The sequence below is a fragment of the Limimaricola soesokkakensis genome (assembly GCF_900172345.1).
In the GTDB taxonomy this organism is placed as follows: Bacteria; Pseudomonadota; Alphaproteobacteria; order Rhodobacterales; family Rhodobacteraceae; genus Limimaricola; species Limimaricola soesokkakensis.
The window spans coordinates 97,595-119,438 of the sequence record NZ_FWFY01000006.1; the positions used below are offsets into that span (position 1 = coordinate 97,595).

Annotated in this window: 20 protein-coding genes; 8 read left to right on the top strand and 12 right to left on the bottom strand. The window is 66.9% G+C overall.

The window, feature by feature from the left end; genetic code table 11:
- Nucleotides 1-61: 61 nt before the first annotated feature.
- Complete coding sequence (locus tag LOS8367_RS11240; protein ID WP_085896614.1) at nucleotides 62-787, top strand: DUF502 domain-containing protein; 726 nt, start codon at nucleotides 62-64, stop codon at nucleotides 785-787.
- Nucleotides 788-799: 12 nt separating this feature from the next.
- Here the strand turns inward: LOS8367_RS11240 and LOS8367_RS11245 are convergent, their stop codons facing one another.
- Both LOS8367_RS11245 and LOS8367_RS11250 read right to left on the bottom strand, forming a co-directional pair.
- Nucleotides 800-1,831: a patatin-like phospholipase family protein gene (locus LOS8367_RS11245; RefSeq protein WP_085896615.1), complete on the bottom strand. Its 1,032-nt coding sequence runs from the start codon at nucleotides 1,829-1,831 to the stop codon at nucleotides 800-802.
- Nucleotides 1,828-2,601 (bottom strand): 3-hydroxybutyrate dehydrogenase, encoded by a 774-nt coding sequence (locus tag LOS8367_RS11250; RefSeq protein ID WP_085896616.1) that lies wholly within the window; start codon nucleotides 2,599-2,601, stop codon nucleotides 1,828-1,830. The genes LOS8367_RS11245 and LOS8367_RS11250 overlap by 4 nt, the downstream gene beginning before the upstream one ends.
- 355 nt (nucleotides 2,602-2,956) lie before the next feature.
- Between LOS8367_RS11250 and LOS8367_RS11255 the strand changes: the two genes are divergently transcribed.
- The 3 genes from LOS8367_RS11255 to LOS8367_RS11260 all read left to right on the top strand — a co-directional run bounded on the left by LOS8367_RS11255 (nucleotide 2,957) and on the right by LOS8367_RS11260 (nucleotide 5,425).
- Nucleotides 2,957-4,858, top strand: coding sequence for an extracellular solute-binding protein (locus LOS8367_RS11255; protein WP_085896617.1), 1,902 nt, complete (start codon nucleotides 2,957-2,959; stop codon nucleotides 4,856-4,858).
- Nucleotides 4,855-4,983 carry a hypothetical protein gene (locus LOS8367_RS19380; RefSeq protein ID WP_278247965.1) on the top strand — a complete coding sequence of 43 codons (129 nt, stop codon included), beginning with the start codon at nucleotides 4,855-4,857 and terminating at the stop codon, nucleotides 4,981-4,983. Before LOS8367_RS11255 ends, LOS8367_RS19380 begins: the two co-directional genes overlap by 4 nt.
- Nucleotides 4,984-5,083: 100 nt before the next feature.
- Nucleotides 5,084-5,425 carry a hypothetical protein gene (locus LOS8367_RS11260; protein ID WP_085896618.1) on the top strand — a complete coding sequence of 114 codons (342 nt, stop codon included), beginning with the start codon at nucleotides 5,084-5,086 and terminating at the stop codon, nucleotides 5,423-5,425.
- Between the two features lie 40 nt (nucleotides 5,426-5,465).
- Here the strand turns inward: LOS8367_RS11260 and LOS8367_RS11265 are convergent, their stop codons facing one another.
- Nucleotides 5,466-6,098 carry a helix-turn-helix domain-containing protein gene (locus LOS8367_RS11265; RefSeq protein ID WP_106535058.1) on the bottom strand — a complete coding sequence of 211 codons (633 nt, stop codon included), beginning with the start codon at nucleotides 6,096-6,098 and terminating at the stop codon, nucleotides 5,466-5,468.
- Between the two features lie 89 nt (nucleotides 6,099-6,187).
- On the opposite strand from LOS8367_RS11265, the gene LOS8367_RS11270 reads away from it, so the two are divergent.
- Entirely contained in the window at nucleotides 6,188-6,829 is a 642-nt protein-coding gene (locus LOS8367_RS11270; RefSeq protein ID WP_085896620.1) for a DsbA family oxidoreductase, read from the top strand.
- Nucleotides 6,830-6,832: 3 nt separating this feature from the next.
- On the opposite strand, the gene LOS8367_RS11275 is transcribed toward LOS8367_RS11270, so the two are convergent.
- The 5 genes from LOS8367_RS11275 to LOS8367_RS11295 are packed head-to-tail and all read right to left on the bottom strand — an operon-like array spanning nucleotide 6,833 to nucleotide 13,313.
- Nucleotides 6,833-8,215, bottom strand: coding sequence for an ArnT family glycosyltransferase (locus LOS8367_RS11275; protein WP_165761453.1), 1,383 nt, complete (start codon nucleotides 8,213-8,215; stop codon nucleotides 6,833-6,835).
- Nucleotides 8,205-8,519, bottom strand: coding sequence for a lipid-A-disaccharide synthase N-terminal domain-containing protein (locus LOS8367_RS11280; protein ID WP_085896622.1), 315 nt, complete (start codon nucleotides 8,517-8,519; stop codon nucleotides 8,205-8,207). The genes LOS8367_RS11275 and LOS8367_RS11280 overlap by 11 nt, the downstream gene beginning before the upstream one ends.
- A gap of 2 nt (nucleotides 8,520-8,521) precedes the next feature.
- Entirely contained in the window at nucleotides 8,522-9,229 is a 708-nt protein-coding gene (locus LOS8367_RS11285) for a glycosyltransferase family 2 protein (RefSeq protein WP_085896623.1), read from the bottom strand.
- 35 nt (nucleotides 9,230-9,264) lie between these two features.
- A complete protein-coding gene (gene mfd, locus LOS8367_RS11290) occupies nucleotides 9,265-12,729 on the bottom strand; it encodes a transcription-repair coupling factor (protein WP_085896624.1) in 3,465 nt (1,154 codons plus the stop codon).
- A gap of 47 nt (nucleotides 12,730-12,776) precedes the next feature.
- On the bottom strand, nucleotides 12,777-13,313 hold the full coding sequence (locus LOS8367_RS11295) for a component of SufBCD complex (RefSeq protein ID WP_085896625.1): 537 nt from the start codon (nucleotides 13,311-13,313) through the stop codon (nucleotides 12,777-12,779).
- Nucleotides 13,314-13,432: 119 nt separating this feature from the next.
- On the opposite strand from LOS8367_RS11295, the gene hemB reads away from it, so the two are divergent.
- Both hemB and LOS8367_RS11305 read left to right on the top strand, forming a co-directional pair.
- A complete protein-coding gene (hemB, locus tag LOS8367_RS11300; RefSeq protein WP_085896626.1) occupies nucleotides 13,433-14,431 on the top strand; it encodes a porphobilinogen synthase in 999 nt (332 codons plus the stop codon).
- A 104-nt stretch (nucleotides 14,432-14,535) separates the two neighbouring features.
- Nucleotides 14,536-15,093 (top strand): lipid-binding SYLF domain-containing protein, encoded by a 558-nt coding sequence (locus tag LOS8367_RS11305; RefSeq protein ID WP_085896627.1) that lies wholly within the window; start codon nucleotides 14,536-14,538, stop codon nucleotides 15,091-15,093.
- Nucleotides 15,094-15,095: 2 nt separating this feature from the next.
- On the opposite strand, the gene LOS8367_RS11310 is transcribed toward LOS8367_RS11305, so the two are convergent.
- Complete coding sequence (locus tag LOS8367_RS11310) at nucleotides 15,096-16,352, bottom strand: DUF2254 domain-containing protein (protein ID WP_165761454.1); 1,257 nt, start codon at nucleotides 16,350-16,352, stop codon at nucleotides 15,096-15,098.
- Nucleotides 16,353-16,434: 82 nt separating this feature from the next.
- On the opposite strand from LOS8367_RS11310, the gene LOS8367_RS11315 reads away from it, so the two are divergent.
- The gene (locus LOS8367_RS11315; RefSeq protein ID WP_085896629.1) at nucleotides 16,435-17,055 is read left to right on the top strand and encodes a nucleotidyltransferase family protein; all 621 of its coding nucleotides are present in this window, start codon (nucleotides 16,435-16,437) and stop codon (nucleotides 17,053-17,055) included.
- Between the two features lie 36 nt (nucleotides 17,056-17,091).
- Here the strand turns inward: LOS8367_RS11315 and LOS8367_RS11320 are convergent, their stop codons facing one another.
- The 3 genes from LOS8367_RS11320 to LOS8367_RS11330 form a co-directional block, all read right to left on the bottom strand.
- A complete protein-coding gene (locus LOS8367_RS11320; RefSeq protein WP_085896630.1) occupies nucleotides 17,092-19,461 on the bottom strand; it encodes a Hint domain-containing protein in 2,370 nt (789 codons plus the stop codon).
- 560 nt (nucleotides 19,462-20,021) lie between these two features.
- A complete protein-coding gene (locus LOS8367_RS11325) occupies nucleotides 20,022-20,624 on the bottom strand; it encodes a DUF1190 domain-containing protein (RefSeq protein ID WP_085896631.1) in 603 nt (200 codons plus the stop codon).
- A 23-nt stretch (nucleotides 20,625-20,647) separates the two neighbouring features.
- Complete coding sequence (locus tag LOS8367_RS11330; RefSeq protein WP_085896632.1) at nucleotides 20,648-21,823, bottom strand: glutathionylspermidine synthase family protein; 1,176 nt, start codon at nucleotides 21,821-21,823, stop codon at nucleotides 20,648-20,650.
- Between the last annotated feature and the right edge of the window lie 21 nt (nucleotides 21,824-21,844).

Genomic DNA, 21,844 nt, shown 5'->3' on the forward strand with positions numbered 1-21,844 from the left:
GCCGGGACCCGCGCGGGAGCCTAGATAGGCAGCAGCCCCGCGCTATTAGGACGAGCCCCCCGTGACACGCCCGCCGATCCTGCCGCCCAATCCGAACGAACCGCCGCGGCGCCGTCGCCTGATCGGCATCCTGCGCAACAACTTCATCGCCGGTGTCGTCGTCATCGCGCCGATCGGCCTGACCGTCTGGCTGATCTGGGCCGTGGTCGGCTGGATCGACGGCTGGGTACTGCCCTTCGTTCCCGACCGCTTCAACCCCGAGCAGTATATCGGCATCAACCTGCGCGGCGTTGGCGTCATCTTCTTCATTCTCTTCACCTTTCTGGTCGGCGCGCTGGCCAAGGGCTTCGTCGGACGCAGCCTGCTGCGGATCGGCGAGAGCCTCGTGGCGCGGATGCCGGTGGTGCGCTCTGTCTATTCCGGGCTCAAGCAGATCGCCGAAACCGTGTTTGCGCAGACCGAGACCAGCTTCGACCAGGCCTGCCTGATCGAATATCCGCGCAAGGGGCTCTGGGCGCTCGCCTTTATCTCGACCACCGCCAAGGGCGAGGTGGCGCGCAAGTTGCCCACCGATGGCGACATCGTCACAGTGTTCCTGCCGACCACGCCGAATCCGACCTCGGGCTTTCTGCTGTTCCTGCCGCGTTCGGACGTGATCGTGCTCGACATGACGGTCGAGGATGCGGCCAAGCTGGTGATCTCGGCAGGCCTCGTCACGCCGGCCGATCGCGGCCGCCCCGAGGATCTGGGGGAACAGCCAACGCTCCTGACCGGCACCGGCCGCTGAAGCGCGCCGTCCTCAACTGAACATCGCCCGCAGATCGACCGTCTCGCGCTTGCCGATATCCGCCTTGTGCGCGGCGAGAAACCTGTCCATCGCCGCCTCGCCTGCGGCGCGCAGCCGGGCGAGGATCACCGGTGCCGGGATCGTCTTGGTCGCGGTGTTGAGATCGTTCATCAGCGCATCGTCCCCGACCATGTGCACCAGCACTCGCTTCATGCTGCCCTCCGGCAGTCGGTCGGTCGCGATCAGGCGACGCACGAAATCGATGGCGCGCAGTTCGCGCAGAAGCGACGAATTGAAGCTGATCTCGTTGATCCGATTCTGGATCGAGAGGCTGTCATCCGGCAGGTCTTCGCGGTAGAGCGGGTTGATGTTCACGATCAGAAGATCGTCCGGCAAACCCTTCTCGAACAACGGAAAAAGCGCGGGGTTACCGGTGTATCCACCGTCCCAATATGCCTCGCGCCGGCCAGTGGCCGGATCGTCCATCTCGACCGCGCGGAACAGCGTCGGCAAACAGGCCGAGGCCAGCACGGCCTTTGCCGACAACTCCGGCCCCGAGAACACGCGGATCTTGCCCGAACGGACATTGGTGGCGCCGACGAAAATCTGTGGTCCGACGGCGTCGCGCACGTGTTCGAAATGGATCTCTTCAAGGATGCGCTCCAGCGGATTGCGCAGCATCGGCCCGTAGGCATAGGGCGAGAGCAGCTTGGTCGCGGCCTCCATGGCACGGAAGGCCGGTGACCATTCGATCGCGCGGGCCAGCGCCGGGGCCGTCGGCGCCAGCGCCGAGATCCAGTCGGACCAGCGCGCATCCGTGACGGCCCCGACGCGGCCCCAAAACCAGGCAAGGTTCTCCCGTGCGCCCTCGCGCCCGCCCCGCACCAGGCCAGCCTTGAGCGCCACCGCGTTCATCGCCCCGGCGGAGGTGCCCGAGATCCCGGCGATCTCGACATCCTCCTCGCAGAGCATGCGGTCCAGCGCGCCCCAGGTGAAGGCGCCATGCGCGCCTCCGCCCTGCAGCGCGAGGCTGATCCGGATCACAGCGCGGTCCAGCCACCATCGACGCTGATGGTGGTGCCGGTGATCTGCGCCGCGGCGTCTGAACACAGGAACACCGCCGTCCCGCCGAGCTGCTCGGTCGTGGCGAACTCCTTGGAGGGCTGGCGCTCAAGCATGACCTTCTCGATCACCTCCTCGCGGTCCATGCCGTATTTCTGCATGGTGTCGGGGATCTGCGCTTCAACGAGCGGCGTCAGCACGTAGCCCGGGCAGATCGCGTTGGCCGTGATCGGTTCGCGCGCGGTTTCGAGCGCGGTCACCTTGGTGAAACCGACGATGCCGTGCTTGGCCGCGACATAGGCGCCCTTGTAGGGCGACGCGGTGAGACCATGGGCGCTGGCGATGTTGATCACCCGGCCCCATCCCGCCTTACGCATCATCGGCAGCGCGGCGGCGGTGGTGTGGAACGCCGAGGTGAGGTTGATCGCGATGATCGCCTCCCACTTGGCGGCTGGGAACTCGTCGATCGGCGCGACGTGCTGGATTCCGGCGTTGTTGACGAGGATATCGCAGCGCCCGGCAGCCTCGATCAGCCCCCGCGCGGCGTCGCCATCCGAGAGATCGGCGGCGATGTAGCGGGCGCCCACACCATGGGCATCGGCGATTTCTTGCGCGAGCGCATGGTCCTCATCGCGATCGGTGAAGGAGTTGAGAACCACGTCGGCGCCGGCGCGCGCCAGCTCCCGGGCGATTCCCAACCCGATTCCCGAATTCGATCCCGTGACGATCGCGGTCTTGCCCTTGAGCTGCATGATGCTTGTCCTCGCTTCTGGCGTCTGGCCCGGATTGTGCAGCGATACCTCGGAAAAGCGAGGGGTAATCGATGATAAACCCTTGATAAAAACGCTTTTGCAAGGTACCGCCCGTTGCGCGCTCATCCCCGAATACGCCCGATGCAAGGGCAAAAAAAACGCCCGCACAAGGCGGGCGCTGAGTTATGAGGCAGGTTTCATACAGGCAAGAAACCTATCGAGCAGTGACTCTCTTATAAGCCTTTCCCCGCGCTCCTCCAAGCTAAAAGTTTGATAAAGATCAGGGGGGGCTATACGGTCTTCTTCAACTATAAGTCTGGTCAGAAAACCGAACCGACAGGGGGCTTCCGTCGAGATGACTTCATCTATTTTTAACAGCTTGCGTAACGGCACGCTTGCATTGCTGCTCGGCACCGGGGCGGGCCTCGCCGAGCCTGCGCATGGCATTGCGATGTATGGCGAACCTGCCCTGCCCGCAGACTTCACCTCCCTGCCCTATGCCAATCCCGAGGCCCCCACGGGCGGCCGGATGGCGACCGCCGAAGTCGGCGGATTCGATAGCTTGAATCCCTACATCCTGAAGGGCTCGGTGCCGTGGCAGCTGAGCTACCTGATCGGCGAAAGCCTGCTGGGGCGTACGCTCGACGAGCCCTTCACGCTTTACGGCTTGCTCGCCGAATCGGTAGAGACCGCCGAGGATCGTTCCTGGGTCGAGTTCACCCTGCATCCCGAGGCGAAATTCTCCGATGGCAGCCCGGTCACGGTCGAGGACGTGATCTGGTCCTTCGAGACGCTCGGCACCGAAGGCCACCCGCGTTACCTCGGCTTTTGGGAAAAGGTCGAGAGCATCGAGGAAACCGGCGAGCGCAAGGTGCGCCTGACCTTCAACACGCCGGACCGCGAGCTGGCGCTGCTGGCTGGCCTTCGGCCAATCCTCAAGAAGGCACAATGGGAGGGCGAGGCTTTTGCCGAGAGCGGCCTCGACGTCGTCCCGATCACCTCGGCACCTTACGTGATCGAGGATTTCGAGGCGGGCCGCTACATCTCGCTCAAGCGTGACGAGGATTACTGGGGTGCCGACATCCCGTTCCGGCGCGGCACCAACGTGCTCGACGAGATCCGGCTCGAGTTCTTCGGCGACGAGACCGCCGCCTTCGAGGCCTTCAAGACCGGCGAGACCAACTTCACCCGCGAGTTCAACGTCGCCCGCTGGGAGAGCCAGTACGACTTCCCGCGCGCCCGCGATGGCGAGGTGGTGCTCGAGGAGCTGCCGCATGGCCGCCCCACCGGCATGACCGGCTTCGTGATGAACACCCGTCGTCCGGTCTTCGAGGATTGGCGCGTGCGCCAGGCGATGATCGAGGCGTTCAACTTCGAATTCATCAACGATGCGATGACCGGCGGTGCGCAGCCGCGCATCACCTCCTATTTCTCGAACTCGCCGCTGGGCATGGAGGAAGGCCCCGCCGAGGGCCGCGTCAGGGAATTCCTGATGCGCTGGGAGGAGGATCTTCTGCCCGGCGCGCTCGAAGGTTACGCGCTGCCGGTGGGCGACGGCACAGAGCGCAACCGCGCCGGCACCGCCTCGGCGCTGTCGCTGCTGTCGAGCGCGGGCTGGGTGATCGACAACGGCGTGCTCACCAACGAGGCCACGGGTGAAGCCTTCGCCTTCGAGATCCTGCTCGAACAGGGGAGCTCGGAGAACGCGGCGATCATCGACATGTATGTGCAAGCGCTCGAACGGATCGGCATCACCCCGACCATCTCCACCGTCGACAGCGCCCAGTTCAAGGAACGCACCGACGCGTATGATTTCGACATGACCTATTTCCGGCGCGGGTTGTCGCTCAGCCCCGGCAACGAGCAGTATGCCTATTGGGGCTCGGAGGCCGCCGACACGCCGGGCGGGCGCAACGCCATGGGCGTGAAGAGCCCGGCCGTCGACGGTCTGATCGACCTGCTGCTCACCTCCGAGAGCCAGGACGATTTTATCGCCGCCGCCAAGGCGCTGGACCGGGTGCTGACCACCGGGCGCTACGCAATTTCGATCTACCAGTGGAACATCAGCCGCATCGCCTATGACGCCGATCTGCACCACCCCGAGACCATCCCGGTCTTCGGCGACTGGCCGGGCTGGCAGCCCGACGTCTGGTGGTACGAGGAGGTGGCCGAGGGCGAAACGCGGGCCGGTGCCGAAGCGGACGAGACGTCCGCGAATGCGGAGCCGGGCGAGTCCCCCGAGGAGACCGCCCAGTGAGGCGCGCGCTCCTGCTCCTTGCGGCGCTGGGCCTGATCGCAGCTTGCACACCGGTGCGGGTCGTGGGCAACGCCGCGGTGGGCACCGCGCAGCTCGGCCTCGGCGTGGTCGACATGGCGCTCTGACCGGGCCCTGCCAGCGACGACCCTTGGGGGCGGACCGGAACCCGGTCCGCCCCCTTTCCGTTGCCGCTTCGAGACATCGGGCAGCATGAGGAGACCCGCAATGAAATGGAGCCATGTGGCCAAGCACTGGCACGCCTTCGTGCCCAACATCCTTACCCAGTGGCCGGATCTCGACAGCGACGAGGTCGAGGCCACCGAGGGTGAGCTGGGCCCGTTCCTCGACCATCTTTGCGAGGTCACCGGGATGAGCCGCGAGGATGCGCGCGACGAGGTGTCGGAATGGCTCGAAGGAACCGATCCCGCCGATGCGATGATGGACGAGACCCGCGACAACGAGCGCATCATCGCCTCGGCGCGCTCGATCCACCCCTCGGAGGACGTCTACAGCGACGACGCGGCCTTCGGCGACGACGACAGCAAGGAGGGCCGCGACGACAGCTGAGGGCGGCTCTCGGAGCCTCTCTTAGTCGCCGCTTGGCGGTTCACTCCAGCGACGTGACCCACAGGATGGTCGCGTCCTCGGGGCTGGTCGAGATCACGTTGTGGCCCATGGCGGCATCGTAATATGCACTGTCGCCGCGCTTCATCTCGACCGGCTCGTAGAACTCGGTCAGCAGGCGGATCGTGCCCGTAAGCACGTAGAGGAACTCTTCGCCGTCATGGCGCACCCAGCCATCGAACTCCTCGAAGGCCCGCGCCCGGATCCGCGCGCGGTAGGGCAGCATCTTCTTCGATCTCAGCCCCTCGGCCAGGAGCTCGTGCTCGTATGTAGTGGTGATCTGCCCGGTACCCTCGCCCGAGCGCGTGGTCACCATCCGGCCCATCACCTGATCGCGACGCGGCGGTGTGAACAGTTGCGGCACCGAGATGCCCATGCCCTGCGCCAGCTTCTTGAGCGCGTCATAGGTGGGCGACATCTGCCCGTTCTCGATCTTCGACAGCGTCGACCGCGCCAGCCCGGCGCGGATCGACGCCTGCTCCAGCGTCCAACCCTGAGCCTGGCGCAACTCGCGCACGCGGGCCCCCAGATCGAGCGGCGGCGCGGTCTCGGTGGCGCCGTTCTCTCGGGCGATGCGGATCAGGGAGCCGGGGCGGGTTTTCGAGGAGGCGGTCATGCCGCTGGACATATACGCGCGCGGCGCGGCCTTGCAACAGCGCGCCCGGGGGGCTAGCTGCGGGGCTGCACAAGGAAGGGGCGCGGCCAATGGTGAAACTCGACATCCTCTCGGACCCGATCTGCCCGTGGTGCTGGATCGGCAAGGCCGGTCTCGATGCGGCGTTGGCGGAAATTCCCGACCACCCCTTCACCATCGAATGGCACCCGTTCCAGCTCAACCCCGACATGCCGGCCGGGGGCATGGACCGGCGCGCCTATCTCGAAGCCAAGTTCGGCGGTCGCGACGGCGCGGCGCGGGCCTATGCCCCGATCGTCGAGCGCGCCGAAGAGGCGGGGCTCGCGCTCAATCTCGACCAGATCGAGACAACGCCCAATACGCTCGACGCGCACCGGCTGATCCACTGGGCCGGGATCGAGGGGCGGCAGACCGCCGCCGTTAGCGCCTTGTTCAAGGCCTATTTCACCGAGGGCCGCGACATCGGCGACCACGACGTGCTGGCCGACATCGCCGACGGGATCGAGATGGACGCCGCGGTGGTGCGCCGCCTTCTGGGCAGCGACGCCGATCTTGAGGATATCCAGCGGCGCGACGCGCATAGCCGCGAGATGGGCGTGACCAGCGTGCCGACCTTCATCGTGGCGCAACGCCACGCCGTACCCGGCGCCCAGACGAAAGAGATGTGGGTCAAGGTGATCGGCGAGATCCGCGAGCAGATCGCGGAGGGCTGAGCCTCACTCGCCGATGGCGAGGCGGAAGACCGCAATCTCGTCACCATGCGCGATCTCGCGACGCCCCTGCGGAGTCGCATCGCGCCCCAGTCGCTGCGACAAAGCCGTCGCCTCGTCCGCTTCCGAGATCAACAGGTGCGCGCCGTCGCGCTCATCCGCATCGGCTGCGAGCCGAACCTCGCGGCCGGGCAGCATCATTGCGAGATTGCCGGCGGCCCACATGCTGTCGGTAACGATCGGCAGATCAGGATGCGCCGCCTCGATCTCCGCGGCCCAGTCGGGAAAATCGGCGCCCCGATAGCCCGGATCGACCCAGCCGGAGACCGGCAGCAAGGCGAAGGCTAGCGTCCATAGCCCGGCCAGGCCGATACCAAGGCGCCGCTGGCCTGAGGGGCCGAGCCGGTCGATCGCCCAAAGCGCCGCCAAGGGCCCCGCGAAGAGCGCGACCGGCAACAGCCAGCGATCCTTGACCTCCGTGGCACCGCCCGCGACCAGCCCGACCGCGAGCAGCGCCGCGCCGGTCAGCATCACCGCGATCATCAGCCGCGCCTGCTCGTCCGGTCGCCAACATGGTCGCCTGCGCGTGGCGATCGCGATGCCGATCATCACGAGGATCACGAGGCCGCAAAAGGCCAGCCACGCCGCCGCGAGACTGCCCAGACCCTCGAACGCGCGCAGCAGCGGCGCCGTCGCCTCGATCCCGAGCTTGTGTAGCGAACCGCTGGCGGTAGCGAGGTTGCCTGTCACCCACCATAGCGGCGCTGCCACGACGGCGGACGCCGCCGCTATCGCAAGGAGCGCGCCAGCGGGCGAGATTCGGGCCCGCCATTCGGCTCGTATCAGCGCCGCCACCGCGATGGCCGCCGGCAGCAGCGCCACGTTCCACTTGGAGATCACGCCGAGCCCCGCGGCGATGCCGAAGGCCAGCCAGACGCCCGGGCTTGCCCGCCCCGGACCGCGCAGCGCCCGGTCGGCCAGCGCGAGGATCACGAGCGACAGCGAGATCGCCAGCACCGAATGGGTCAGCGCGCGCTGCGCCTCCCACAGCACCTGCGGCAAAAGGCCAAGCGCCATCACCGCGAGCCCGGCCTCGAAGGGCGGGCGCAAACGCCGTAGCATGGCGTAGAGGGCCAGCCCGCCCACGGCCAGGAGCGCGTTCTTCAGGAGGGCAAGTGCGAGGATGCCTTCGCCCGCCACTTGGAAGACCGCCCATTGCAGCCAGAAATAGAGTGGCGGCTGCGCGTTATAGCCAAGTGCCAGATGGCGCGCGTGATAGAAAGCTTCGGCCTCGTCGAGTTCGAGCGAGGGCCCTTGCGCAAATCGCCACGCGACCTGCGCGACGGCCCAGAGCAGGATCGCCGCGATCCAGTGGCGATCAGCCTTCATGCCCCGGCTCGCCGGCGCGACGCTCGGTCCAGATGAAGTAGATGTTGCGCGCATAGACCACGAGGCCGAAGGCCTGGCCAAGGATGAAGACCGGGTCCTGCCGATAGATCGCATAGGCCAGCAGCATCGCGCCGCCCGCCGCCGAGAAGTACCAGAAGGCTTCGGGCACGATCGACTTGCGCACGCGCTCGCTTGCGATCCACTGCACGAGGAACCGGGCCGAGAACATCGCCTGCGCCATGAAGCCGATGGTGAGCCAGACGATCTCGGCCCAGCCGTTCTGGGCGAACCAGTTGGAGAGCATGGTCACGATACCTCCTGCGCGCCCACGGGACGCGCCCGCATCACCAGCCAACGCACCCCCATCAGGTCGGGTACGCCCTGAAGGCCGCGCCGCCAGTTGGTATATTTCGACGCGCCGTGCTGCCGGGGCCGGTCGCCGATCGGCACATAGGCGGTGGCGGCGCCATAGGCGCGGAACAGCGCCGGGAGATAGCGATGCTGGCCATGGAAGAACGGCAAGGCAAGATGCCGGTCGCGTTCGAACACCTTGAGCCCACAGCCCGTATCCGGGCAGTCGTCATGCAGGATACGGCGGCGCAGCGCGTTGGCCAGCCGCGATGCGGTGCGCTTGGACCAGGTATCGCGCCGCTTGGCGCGGACACCGCCCACCAGTTGCGGCCCGGCCGGATCATAGGCCGCGACCAGCGCCGGAATGTCGCCCGGCGGGTTCTGCCCGTCGCCGTCCAGCGTCGCAATCAACGGATAGCGCGCGGCGGCGACGCCGCTACGCACGCTGGCGCTCTGCCCGGCATTGACCGCGTGGCGCAGCACCCGAAGCCGCGGCTCGCGCGCGCTCAGCGCCCGCAGACGCGCCACACCGTCATCGGTGGAGCAATCGTCCACGACGATCACCTCGCCCAGCAGGTCATCGGGCAGAAGATCAAGCGCCTCCTGCACCAGAACCTCAATGTTTCCAGCCTCGTTGAAGGCCGGAATGACCAAGCTTATCATCCGCTTGGAAGTCGTATCTAAAGTCACTTCGGCCATCAGACAGCGGCCTTCGCCTTCTTCTTCGCCTTGACCTTCTCGGCGAGGTCGCGAGCGATGCCGAAGGCGCCGCGGATCTTGTCCGCCTCCTTGGTCCAGTCGCGCATGACGACGATCTTGTTGTCTTTCACCTTGGCCTGGCCCTTCTGGTCCTGGATGAACTCGACCAGCCCCTCGGGCGAGACGAACTTGTCATTGTGGAAACGAATGGTCGCGCCCTTGGGCCCGCCATCGAGCTGGCTGATCCCGGCTTTCAGGCACATCGCCTTGATCCGTACCACCAGCAAGAGCGTGTTGACCTCCTTAGGCAGCGGCCCGAAGCGATCGATCAGCTCGGCGGCGAAGCCCTCGAGCTCGACCTTGGTGGTCAGCTCCGACAGGCGCCGGTAGAGGCCGAGCCGCACGTCGAGATCGGGGACGTATTCCTCGGGGATCAGCACCGGCACACCGAGATTGATCTGCGGCGCCCATTGGCCCTCTTCCTCGGCCAGTCCTTCGGCCTCGCCGGAGCGGATCTTGGCGATCTGCTCCTCGAGCATCTGCTGGTACAGCTCGAAACCGACCTCGCGCATCTGCCCCGACTGCTCCTCGCCTAGCAGGTTGCCCGCGCCCCGGATGTCGAGATCCTGGCTCGCCAGCGTGAAACCGGCGCCGAGGCTGTCGATGCTGCCCAGTACCCGCAGCCGTTTTTCGGCGCCGGGCGTCAGTGGCGCACGTGGCTTGGTGGTGAGATAGGCATAGGCGCGGGTCTTGGAGCGGCCGACGCGCCCGCGGATCTGGTAAAGCTGCGCCAAGCCGAACATGTCGGCGCGGTGCACGATCATCGTGTTGGCGGTCGGGATATCAAGACCGCTCTCGACGATGGTGGTCGCCAGTAGCACGTCGTAGCGGCCGTCATAGAAGGCGTTCATCCGATCATCGAGTTCGCCCGCCGCCATCTGGCCATGCGCCACGACGTAGGACACCTCGGGTACCTCGGTCTTGAGGAACTCCTCGATCTCCGGCAGATCGCTGACGCGCGGCACCACGAAGAAGCTCTGCCCGCCCCGGAAACGCTCGCGCAGGAGCGCCTCCCGCACGGTCACGGTGTCGAACTCGCTGACATAGGTGCGGATCGCGAGACGGTCGACGGGGGGCGTGCCGATGATCGACAGGTCGCGCACCCCGGTGAGCGACATCTGCAGCGTGCGCGGAATCGGCGTCGCGGTGAGCGTCAGCACGTGCACATCGGTGCGCAGCGATTTCAGCCGTTCCTTATGGTTCACGCCGAAATGCTGCTCCTCGTCGATGATCAGCAGGCCCAGATCGCGGAACTTCACGCTTTTCGACAGGAGTGCATGGGTGCCGATGACGATGTCGACCTTGCCATCGGTCAGGCCCGCGCGGGTATCGGAGGCCTCCTTGGCGGAGACGAAGCGCGACAGCGGCCGCACGTTGATCGGAAAGCCCCGGAAACGCTCGGCGAAATTCTTGTAGTGCTGGCGCGCCAGCAGCGTGGTCGGGGCGATGACGGCCACTTGCACCCCCGACATCGCGGCGACGAAGGCGGCACGGATCGCCACTTCGGTCTTTCCGAAACCGACATCGCCGCAGATCAGCCGGTCCATCGGATGCCCGGATTCGAGGTCGTTGAGCACGTCCTCGATCGCCTGAAGCTGGTCCTCGGTCTCGTCATAGGGGAACCGCGCGAGGAACTGCTCCCAGATGCTGTCCTGCGGCTCGAGCCGTGGCGCGGTGCGAAGCGCGCGCTCGGCGGCGATGCGGATCAGCCGGTCGGCAGCCTGACGGATACGCTCCTTCAACTTGGCTTTCTTGGCCTGCCACGCGCCGCCGCCCAACTTGTCGAGCAGCCCCTCTTCATGGCCAAAGCGGCTTAGGAGTTCGACGTTCTCGACCGGCAGATAGAGCTTCGCGTTCTCGGCGTATTCGATCAGCAGGCATTCATGCGCGGCGCCGGCCGCCGTCACCACCTCGAGCCCGTGATAGCGTCCGACGCCGTGATCGACATGCACGACGAGATCGCCGGCGCTCAGCGACTGCGCCTCGGTAAGGAAGTTGTCGGCCCGGCGTTTCTTGCGGGCGCGGCGGATCAGCCGTTCGCCCAGCACGTCCTGCTCGGAGATGACCGTGACATCCTCGGTCTGGAAGCCGTGCTCCAGCGGCCAAACCGCGAGATACAGCCCACGCTTGCCGACGCCGCTCCAGTCGCGCACATGAATCGTCTCGACCAGACCCTCATCCTCGATCAACCCCGACAAGCGCTCGCGTGCGCCCTCGGAATAGGAGGCGATGACCACCGGGCCGGCCTTCATGCGATCCTTCACATGTGCGGCTAGCGCGGCGAAGAGGCTGATGCTCTCCTGCTGCCGTTCCGGCGAGAAGTTGCGGCCGATGCGCCCGCCCGCGTCGATCACGCCGGGCCCCGTGGCCTGCGGCAACGGCGCGAAGCGCAGCACCCTGCGGCCCTCGGTGGCTTTGATCCAGGCGTCGTCGTCAAGATAGAGCAGCTGCGGCGGGCTCGGCTTGTAGACCGAATCCATCCGTCCTTTCTGCGCCAGCGCGTGACGGCGGGTCTCGTAGGCATCGGAGACCAGCGTCCAGCGCGCATCACGCTGCGGCGCGATCTGGTCGTCCAGCGTCACAGGCGCGCCGGGGAGGTAATCGAACAGCGTTTCCAGATCGTCCTGGAAGAAGCCGAGCCAATGCTCCATCCCGGCCTGCTTGCGCCCGGCCGAGACCGCTTCGTAGAGCGGGTCGTCGGTGCCGGCCGCGCCGAATTCGATGCGGTAGGATTGCCGGAACCGGGTGATCGCCTCCTCGTCGAGGATCACCTCAGAGACCGGAGCCAGCTCGACCCGGTCGAGCTTTTCGGTGGTGCGCTGAGTGGCCGGGTCGAAGCGGCGCGCGCCATCGAGCACGTCGCCGAACATGTCGAGCCGCACCGGGCCGCCCTGACCGGGGGCATAAATGTCGATGATGCCGCCACGGATCGCGTAATCGCCCGGTTCGGTCACGGTCGGGCTCTGGGTGAAGCCCATGCGCACGAGAAAGGCGCGCAGCGCCGCTTCGTCGATCCGGTCGCCAACATGGGCGGTGAAGGCCGCATCCTTTAGCGTGGCGCGCGCCGGCACCCGCTGGGTCGCGGCGTTGAGCGTGGTGAGCAGCACGAAGCGCTTCGGCCCGCCATGCAGAAGCCCCGCCAGCACCGCCATGCGCGCGGCCGAGATCTCGGCGGCGGGCGAGACCCGGTCATAGGGCAGGCAATCCCAGGCCGGGAAGGTGATCACCGGCATGTCGGGGGCGTAGAATTCGAGCGCGGCGCGCATCGCCGCCATGCGCTTGTCGTCGCGCGCAACATGGATCACCGGGCCACCGGCCTTCTCGGCCTCCTTGAGGACCAGTGTCGCGTCGTAGCCTTCGGGCGCGCCCGAGACCGTGATCCTGCTGCCGTTCGTCTTTGCCATTGCGCTCACCTACCTTTCGGGCGGGCACTGTCAAGCGTCCCGAAGGATCAGAACCCCGGGGCGACCGAAAGGTTCTGATACATGCCGTACATGGCGGTGACGAAGATCGACACCATGCCCAGGAGCTGCACCCAGAACCGGTGCCTCGCGAGATGGCGGCAGAGCGCCTCCACCTCCGGGCGCTCGACGGCGATGCGCCGCGCGGTGGCGAAGCTCATCGCCGCCACGATGCTGAGCGGCAGCAGGATCAGCACCACCGCCTGGGCGAACTCGATATCGTACCAGAAGGCCAGCAGCGACAGCGAGGACAGGCCGAAGGTCGTGACGCCGATCAGCCAGCTGCCCGCGACATGGCCCAGATGCAGCATCCGGTTGATGTTGATCCGCACCATGTCGATCAGATCGCGCTCGGACTGACCGCCGAAGCGGCGGGCCCGTACCACCATGTCGAAAGGCACGCCGAGCACGCGGTGGCTCGCCGCGGACCAGATGAGCGCCAGCATGATCCAGAACCAGAGATTTGAGAAGGATCGCATGTCGATCACTTCGAAGAGCGTCTGGGTCAGGTCCACGTTCGGCAACATCCGGTCTTGCAGTCGGGCCGAGCCTAGACGCGGGTCCGGAGCTTGCCCAGCCTTGTGGGCCACGGCAAACCGTGCCACCCCCTGATTGTGATATGAAAACCCCGCCCGGGAGACGCCCCATGCAGCCCTTCTCCGCCCCCTACCCGCTCTCGCGTCCGCGCCGGTTGCGTCGGACTCCGGCGCTGCGCGCGATGGTGCGCGAAACGACGATGACGCCCGACAACCTGATCTGGCCGATTTTCCTGCAGGCGGGTCGCGACGAAGAAAGCGCTATCGCATCGATGCCCGGCGTGTCGCGGCTGACCGTCGACCGCGCCGTGAGAGCTGCGCGCGAGGCGCATGGCTTGGGCATCCCGGCGATGTGCCTGTTTCCCTATACCGGCCCCGAGAGCCGTACCGAGGACTGCGCCGAGGCGTGGTCGGACGACAACCTCACCAACACCGCGATCCGCGCGATCAAGGACGCGGTGCCCGAGATGGCGTTGATGACCGACATCGCGCTCGATCCCTACAACGCCAATGGCCATGACGGCTTCGTGGTCGATGGCGAGATCGTCAACGATCCCACGGTCGAGGCGCTGGTCAAGATGGCACTGGCGCAGGCGCGGGCCGGGGCCGACATCCTCGGCCCCTCTGACATGATGGACGGGCGCATCGGTGCGATCCGCGCGGCGCTGGAGGCCGAGCGCCACGGCCAGGTGGCGATCCTGAGCTATGCCGCCAAGTTCGCCTCGGCCTTCTACGGCCCGTTCCGCGACGCCGTCGGCGCTTCCGGCGCGCTCAAGGGCGACAAGAAGACCTACCAGATCGATCCCGCCAACGCCGAGGAGGCGCTGCGCATGGTGGGGCGGGACCTCACCGAGGGGGCGGACATGGTGATGGTCAAGCCGGGCATGAGCTATCTCGACATCTGTCGCCGCGTGAAGGACGCCTACGAGGTGCCGACCTTCGCCTATCAGGTCTCGGGCGAATACGCGATGATCGAGGGCGCCGCGCGCAACGGCTGGCTCGACGGCGACCGGGTGATGATGGAAAGCTTGTTGGCGTTCCGCCGCGCTGGCTGCGACGGGGTGCTTACCTATTTCGCGCCGCGTGCCGCGCGGATCATGGCCGGCTGAACCTTGCCGGGCCATCGGCGGATGACAGCGCGGGCAGGCTGGCCTATGGTTCGCCCGACCGCCCGGACACAAGGGCGGCGCGATATCGCATGAGGGGCAGCGACATGGACAAGACGACACGGCGCGGGCTGATGCTCGGCCTCGGCGCCACCGGCCTTTTGGCCGCCTGCGGCAACGGTGTGGGCAGCGACGGCGGATCGCGCATCGACGCAAGGGTGCAGAGCACGCTCGATCACATGTATGACCGCTACCCGGGCACCCGCGAGCTCGCGGCCCAGTCCAAGGGGATGCTGGTGATGCCGCTGGTGACCGAGGTCGGTCTCGGTCTCGGCGGCGCTTATGGGCGCGGTGCGCTTCTCGTCGGACAAAGCGTGGTCGATTACTACTCCGCGACTTCCGCCAGCGCAGGCCTGCAGATCGGTGCGCAGCAATTCAGCCACGTGCTTTTCTTCATGACCGAGCAGGCGCTGGGCGATTTCCGGCGCGCGCCGGGCTGGGCTGCGGGCGCCGATGTCGAATACGCGATCAACGACCGCGGTGAGATGCTGCGCGCCGAGACCATCACGTCGCTTTCGCCGGTGATCGCGGTGGTCTTCGCGCAGACCGGGTTGCGGGTCGGTGCGACGCTCGAGGGGACCAAGTACAGCCGCATCATCCCCTGATCTCAGCGCCGCCGCAGCGCCTCGGGCGTCGCGGCCTCGAGCCGTTCGAGATCGGGCGCGAAACCGATCGCCGCGCGGCCGCGTGCCAGCGCCTCGGCGCTCATGCAGCGCGCCGCATCGGCGATGGTCGGGTCGGGGTGGCGCTCCAGCGCGGCCAGTGTCTTGAGCATCGAGATCAGCACCTCGACCTGCCCCGCCCCGTCGCGGGCGATCGAGCCGAAGCCGTCCTGCATCAGATCCGCCGCGTCGAGCGGCACGACCCAGAGCCGGTCGTGCAGGGCCTCGTGTATCCCGTGGCCGATCTCGTCGCGATAGGAGCCGATCACCCGGCCGATCCGGCCGATCACGTCGATAGCGGTTCCGGGGTCGTTGATGCCGGGGCTCAGGGCCTTGGAGCCGATCTCGGACAGCATGATCAGCGAAAAGCGCGGGTCCTGCTCGGAGGTGCGCAGCTCGCCCAGATGGATGTTCGCGCGGGCCGCCTGTTCCAGCGCCTCGCCGCCGCCCACCAGATGCGCCAGGGGTTCGCCCCGGTGCACGAAGCGACCGATCGGCGCGTCGAGATATATCCGCCCGTCATGTTCCTCGGCCGCGGCCTGCAGGCTTTCCTCGTAGATCGCCTGCACATAGGCGGTGCGCTCGGCGAGCAGCGGTCGGGCATGGGCCGGAATCCCGCCGGGCTCGAGCACATGCCCCCCGAGGCAGGGTCGCTCCATCCGCACCTTGAAGCTGCGCAACGCCTCGCGCTCGATCCGCGCGGTGGTGTCGACGAGGCTGCCGAGCGCCTGCAGATGCAGGATCCAGCGCAGGATCACGAAGACGATCAACACCAGCACCGCCAGCGTGGCGAGGTAGAGCGTCACGATCTCCTTCTCGCCGTAATAGGGCGTCGACAGCAGGATGATCGCGGCGAGGGAATAGATATAGGCGCCGACGAAGGTGGCGAGGACGGTCTGGGTCGTGGTGTCGGCGAGCAGCATCCGATGCGCCCGCGGCGTCCATTTCGACGAGGCGGACTGGTGCACCGACACCATCACCGACAGCGAGAAGGTGGTGACCGCGAGCATCGATGTGGAGATGATGTCGAGCAGTCGGTTCAGCGCATCGGCACCGATCACTTCCGACAGCCCGTCGGGGATCATCGGGCCGAACAGCTTGGCTGCGCCGAGCGCCACGAAGGCGAGGCCGGAGATCAGCGCGACGCGCACCCAAAGCCGGCGCGACAGGCGGTGGATCTTGCGCAACAGGGTGGGAAACATGCATTCTTCCGTGTCAGACCGCTTCTGCCTTGATGCGCGCGGCGTCACGGCCCCAACGCCAGCCATCGAAAGGGAGTTGCACGTGTTTCCCCTGTTGATCCTCGCAGCAGGCCGTTCGAGCCGGATGCGAGGCGCCGACAAGCTCGCGCAGGAGATCGACGGCGTGCCGCTGCTGCGCCGTCAGGTGGCGGCGGCGATCGCGGCGGGGGCGCATGCCCATGTGGCGCTGCGCCCAGACGATCCGCGCGCTACGCTGATCGCCGGGCTCGACGCCGTGATCCTGCCGCTCGAGGAAAGCGCTGAGGGCATGGGCGGCACGCTGCGCGCGGGCGTGGCGAGGCTGCCCCCGGCGCGGCGCTTCGGGTTGTTGCCCGCCGATCTTCCCGATCTTGACGCGGCGATGATCGCGCAGGTGATCGCTGCCGCGGCGCGCGATGATGGCACGCTGGTCTGGCGTGGCGCGACGGCGGCGGGCCGTCCCGGCCACCCGGCATTCTGCGACGCTGCGCTCAGGCCGCGCTTCGCGGCCCTGTCGGGGGCGCAGGGTGGCCGTGCCGTGCTCGCCCCATACGCCGCGCGGACCCGGCTCGTGCCCCTGCCCGGAGAGGCGGCGCTGAGCGACCTCGACACGCCCGAGGACTGGGCCGGATGGCTGGCACGAAAAAGGGCGGAGGAATACGCTCCCCCGCCCGGCACTGGTTAAACTTGGCGGGCGCGTGTTCTGCGCGCCCTTGTGTTCTCAGACTACCATCAAGCGCGCCTCGTGACGCTTGAGCGACTTGCGGGCGGAGCGGTAGCCCTGAAGACCCTCGCGACCGCGAAGCTCGGGGAACAGTTCGAAGATCTCGTCCCGCTGCTCGGCGCCGATCCCCTTGAGCGAGTGGTCGCCGGGCTGGAAGCTCTCGGTCCAGGCGCCGTTCGACAGCACCACCTCGTGGCGGTCGAACATGAAGTGGATGTAGCTGGTGCGCATCACGTCGATGGCGTGAATGCCCTGCGAGCCGACCAGATGCTTGGCCGCGGCCAGAACCTCGCTGTCCTCGAAGTAGAGCTGGGCCCGGTCACCGGTGAGCAACAGCCGGTGGTTGGGCGAGACCATCATGTCGCGCTCGGGCAGGCCGTTGCCGAGCGCGCCGGCGCGGATCATCACCGGCTTCAGATGCGGGCTGGTCAGGAACTGCGCCGGCCCGACCTGTTTGTGGCCGACCCAGCGGATCTCCTGGATGCCGTTGTCGCGGGTGATGACGCGGTCGCCCTCGCGCAGCTCCTCGACCAGCCGCTCGCCGCGCGGCGTGGCGATCACGGTGCCCGGGGTAAAGCAGGGCACGACGTTCTCGATCTCCTCGAAGCGCAGCGTGGTGCCGTCCTTGAAGTAGACGATGCCATCCTCGCGGTCGTCCGAGGTGTATTCGATCCGGTCGATGTCCTCGCCGCTCAGGTCGAGCGTGTCGTAGTCGTCGCCGCCTTCGCCACCGACCACGTGGTCGCCACCATTGCCGCCGATGAAGCTGTCGCGATCATCTTCGCCCGAGAGGAAATCGTTACCCTGACCGCCAATGATCGTATCATTGCCCTTGCCGCCAAAGACGGTGTCGTCGTCGATGCCGCCATCGAGCGTGTCATCGCCCTGCCCGCCAAAGAGCGTGTCGTCGTCATCCTGGCCGAGGATGGTGTCGTTGCCTTTGCCGCCATGGAGTTCGTCCCGGCCGTTGTCGGTGACGAGATCGCCCTGATCGTCGCGGATGTTCAGGCTGTCCGGGAACTTGGGATCGAGGCCGCCGCGGATCACGTCGTCGCCGGCGCCGCCGAAGATGGTGTCGTTGCCTTCGCCGCCGGTCAGCTGGTCGTTGCCCTTGTTGCCATAGACGAGATCGTCATCGATGCCGGCATCGACGATGTCATTGCCCTCGCCGCCACGGATCGTGTCCTGATCGTCGCCGGTCGTGATCGTGTCGTTGCCCTTGCCGCCGAAGACCAGGTCGCGGTCGTCATAGGGGTCGGGATCGGCCTTGAGGTCGGGATAGGGGTTGTCGAAGCGATCGAGATCGGCGTGACGGTCGCCATCGCTCGTGTCGATCACGTCGTCGCCGTCGCCGCCATGAATCTTGTCATTGCCCGCGCCGCCGAAAAGCGTGTCGTTGCCGGCGCCGCCGAAGATGGTGTCGTCGCCTGCCTCGCCATAGACGGTGTCATGGCCGGCGCCTGCATGGACGATGTCGTCGCCAAGGCCGGCGCGCACCGTGTCGTCGCCGCCATAAGCCTCGATCCGGTCGTCGTTGGGGGCGTCGTCGCCGAGGATCGCATCCTCGTTGTCGACCCGATCACCATCCGGATCACCGGTATAGGCGAGGTCGATCATGTCGTTGCCAGCGGTGCCCTCGACGATGCCGTCGGGACCTTTGGGGCAACTCACATTAAGCGCGACCTCGGCCGTGTCGGTGCCGCCACGGTCATCGGTGATGGTATACTCGATCACCACGTCGCCGGTGAAACCCGGCTCGGGGGTGTAATGCAGCGAACCGTCATCCTGAATGACCACCTCGCCGCGGCTGGCGCGCGCGCCGGTGACGCGCAGAGGATCACCGTCCGGGTCGCTGTCGTTGGCGAGCACGTCGATGGTGACGGCCATGCCCTGGCTGGTGCTGGCGCTGTCGTTCTGGGCGTCGGGCGCGTGGTTGCCCTGCGGGTCCTTCTTGAAGTGCTCGATGTTGTAGAAGTCGAGCCGCTCGCCGGTCGGCTGCATGTGCTCGTCGAGGAACTGGATCCAGCCGCTCGAGCCGTTGCCGTCGCCATCGGGGACGATGTCCTTGGCATAGACGTTGCCCATGCCGCGCAAGTCGAGCGTATCGAAATCATCCGCCTCGCCCGCGCCGCCGCCATACACGGCACCGCCACGCCCGGGGGTGAAAGTGTCGGCGCCTTCGTCGCCATACAGCGTGTCATGCGCGTCGCCGGACAGGTGATCATCGCCCGTCCCGCCATAAACTTCATCTACCCCGGCGCCGCCGTCGATCCGATCGTTGCCCGCGCCGCCATAGATCGCGTCGTCGCCGGCCCCGCCGTACAGCGTGTCGTCACCCGGGGTTCCGTCGATCCGATCGTTCGCCATTCCTCGTCTCCTTCATCGGGACACCGTCCCCGCCCGCACTCGCTCAGATCTTCGCCGCCTGCCCGCCAATGGGCGCACCGGTGGACTCCGGCAACGGCTCGGGCGGCTGCCCAGGAAGAGGTCTGCTGTCTCCCCCCAGGGTCACATGCAGAATTCCCGTACTCCGCCAGCTTCGGGACGGAGCGTCCTTTCCAAGCTCGAAACACAAATATTACGCAGGACCCGACCGACAAAGGAAAAATTGTCCAAAACATGGTGCCAAAGGGTCATCTATCGGGAGAAGCGAGGGCCTTCATGGACGCACCGAGCGCAGATTGACCGACTTTAGGAAACAGAAGACTTCGCCAATCCGCCATAATGCCATCGAAAACAAGCCACTGGCGATTGCCGGTCATTTTATTGTCGCCATAGACCGAACGGAGGGCGCCACAATCCATGCGCCACCGACCTATACCTTTGCCTCATTACCGCCACTATTCGTCGTTGCCGCATCGCGGCTAGTGGGTCGGCTTCTGGACAATTGTCCGCCCAGAGCAGTGAAACGCGGCAAAGGCGGCGGCTCAGCCGCCGAAGCTGCGCAGACCGCCGCCGGTGCGGGCCGCACCGAACCCGCCGGTGCGGGCCACGGTGGCGCGGGTCATCGGCGCCGCGGTGCGGGTCACCGGCCCGGCCTTGAAGGCATTGGGTGACAGCGAGGTGCTGCCACGCGCCTGGTTCAGCACCGTACCGCCGGGGGTGGCAAAGCCGCCGGATGAGCGGCCGTAGAAGGGCTGCGCCATCGCGCCGCGCCCGCCGAGCATGTTGCCCAGAAGGTAGCCAGCCATCAGTGGCAGGAACACCGAGCCACCGCCGCCCGGTCGTTCCTCGACCATGCATTCGCCGCCATGTTCGGCCTCGCAGAGCGCCTCTTCGTCATAGCGCGGCGCGGTTTCGACATGCGCCTCGAGCGCTTCGCCGAAGCCCTGTTCGCAGCTTTCCTCGGTGACCCAGGTGCCCGGCCCGGCCGCGGCTTCGAGGCAGGCATCGAGCGTCGGGAAGGCTGCGGAGGGCACCTCCTCCTCGCGGCAGGCGGCCAGGCTGAAGGCGGCGGCGCCCAAAAGCGCGATGCGCACGTGGCGCGAGCGCTTGCGCGGTGTAGCGGGGGGATGGCTGGCGATGGTCATGGCGGTCTCCTCCTCGCGCGCGGTCAGGCGCGAATGAAATGCGGCTTGAAGCGGCTCAGGTCGCGCGTGATGCGGCCGCGATCCTCGCGCAGCCCCATCGCCACGCAAGTCTCGCCGACGATCCAAGCGCCGACCACCGGGTGCATGCCGTCGAAGACCGGCAGCGGATGGTAGGCCTGCAGGATCGCCGGATGGCCGTCATAGCTGCGATCCGGCGCACGCTCCCTGCCCTGCGGCGTCACGATATCTATGCTCGATCCCTCGCGGGAGAAGAGGGGTTTGCGCACATGGCCGTCCGACAGTGCCGCGCGGGCGGCGGGCTGGGTCGCCTCATCCTCGAAATAGGCGGGAAGCAGGTTCGGATGCCCCTCGAACAGCCGCCACAGCACCGGCAGGATGCCCTTGTTCGACAGGATCGCCTTCCAGGGCGGCTCGAGGAACTGGCAGCGGGCCTGCGGCAGCGCCTCGGCGAAGTCATCGCGCAGCATGTCCTCCCAGGGGTAGAGCTTGAACATCGCGCCGATCACCCGGCCCTCGCCATCGGCGAACTGGCCCGCCTCGGTCAGGCCGATTTCGGGGATCGGCACGAAATGCGCGCCGAGGCCCGCCTCGCGTGCGGCCCAAGCCATGTATTCGGTGGTGGCGTAATCTTCGGGGTCATCGGGAAAACAGGCGAAATGCAGATCGGTATCGGGCGCGAATATCTCCGCCAGCCGCGCCACCAGCGCTTCGTGGAGGCCGTTGAACTGGTCCGAGCCCTCGGGCAGCGCTCCGGCCTCGACCATGTCCTCGAGCCACTGCCACTGGAACGCCGCACTCTCGTAGAGGGCGGTCGGCGTGTCGGCGTTGTATTCCAGCAGCTTCGCGGGACCTTCGCCGTCATGGGCCAGGTCGAAACGCCCGTAGAGCTCGGGCTCGCCCGCTTCCCAAGACGCCGCGATCATCGGCCGGGCCGCTTCGGGGATCGCGAGGCGGTCCATCAAATCGTCGGAGCGCAGCACGTGGTCCACGGCCTCGCGGCACATGCCGTGCAGCTCGGTGGCCGGGTCCTCGATCATGGTCTCGACCTCGTCGAGATCGAAGGCGTAGACGGTGTCCTCGTCCCAATAGGGCTCGCCATGCATGTGATGAAAGGTGAAGCCGGCCTCGCGGGCCTTATCCTCGAAATCCGGGCGGGCGCCCGTGGCGATGCGCTGCATGATCGGTCCCCCCGCGCGCAA

Excerpts from the sequence above, each read along its gene's own strand:
- LOS8367_RS11275 (WP_165761453.1), bottom strand. The coding sequence starts at position 8,215 with ATGAAGGCTGATCGCCACTGGATCGCGGCGATCCTGCTCTGGGCCGTC.
- LOS8367_RS11255 (WP_085896617.1), top strand. The coding sequence starts at position 2,957 with ATGACTTCATCTATTTTTAACAGCTTGCGTAACGGCACGCTTGCATTG.
- mfd (WP_085896624.1), bottom strand. The coding sequence starts at position 12,729 with ATGGCAAAGACGAACGGCAGCAGGATCACGGTCTCGGGCGCGCCCGAA.
- LOS8367_RS11285 (WP_085896623.1), bottom strand. The coding sequence starts at position 9,229 with ATGATAAGCTTGGTCATTCCGGCCTTCAACGAGGCTGGAAACATTGAG.
- LOS8367_RS11325 (WP_085896631.1), bottom strand. The coding sequence starts at position 20,624 with ATGACCATCGCCAGCCATCCCCCCGCTACACCGCGCAAGCGCTCGCGC.
- LOS8367_RS11330 (WP_085896632.1), bottom strand. The coding sequence starts at position 21,823 with ATGCAGCGCATCGCCACGGGCGCCCGCCCGGATTTCGAGGATAAGGCC.
- hemB (WP_085896626.1), top strand. The coding sequence starts at position 13,433 with ATGCAGCCCTTCTCCGCCCCCTACCCGCTCTCGCGTCCGCGCCGGTTG.
- LOS8367_RS11320 (WP_085896630.1), bottom strand. The coding sequence starts at position 19,461 with ATGGCGAACGATCGGATCGACGGAACCCCGGGTGACGACACGCTGTAC.
- LOS8367_RS11250 (WP_085896616.1), bottom strand. The coding sequence starts at position 2,601 with ATGCAGCTCAAGGGCAAGACCGCGATCGTCACGGGATCGAATTCGGGA.
- LOS8367_RS11310 (WP_165761454.1), bottom strand. The coding sequence starts at position 16,352 with ATGTTTCCCACCCTGTTGCGCAAGATCCACCGCCTGTCGCGCCGGCTT.
- LOS8367_RS11305 (WP_085896627.1), top strand. The coding sequence starts at position 14,536 with ATGGACAAGACGACACGGCGCGGGCTGATGCTCGGCCTCGGCGCCACC.
- LOS8367_RS11265 (WP_106535058.1), bottom strand. The coding sequence starts at position 6,098 with ATGACCGCCTCCTCGAAAACCCGCCCCGGCTCCCTGATCCGCATCGCC.
- LOS8367_RS11295 (WP_085896625.1), bottom strand. The coding sequence starts at position 13,313 with ATGTTGCCGAACGTGGACCTGACCCAGACGCTCTTCGAAGTGATCGAC.
- LOS8367_RS11260 (WP_085896618.1), top strand. The coding sequence starts at position 5,084 with ATGAAATGGAGCCATGTGGCCAAGCACTGGCACGCCTTCGTGCCCAAC.
- LOS8367_RS11280 (WP_085896622.1), bottom strand. The coding sequence starts at position 8,519 with ATGCTCTCCAACTGGTTCGCCCAGAACGGCTGGGCCGAGATCGTCTGG.
- LOS8367_RS11270 (WP_085896620.1), top strand. The coding sequence starts at position 6,188 with ATGGTGAAACTCGACATCCTCTCGGACCCGATCTGCCCGTGGTGCTGG.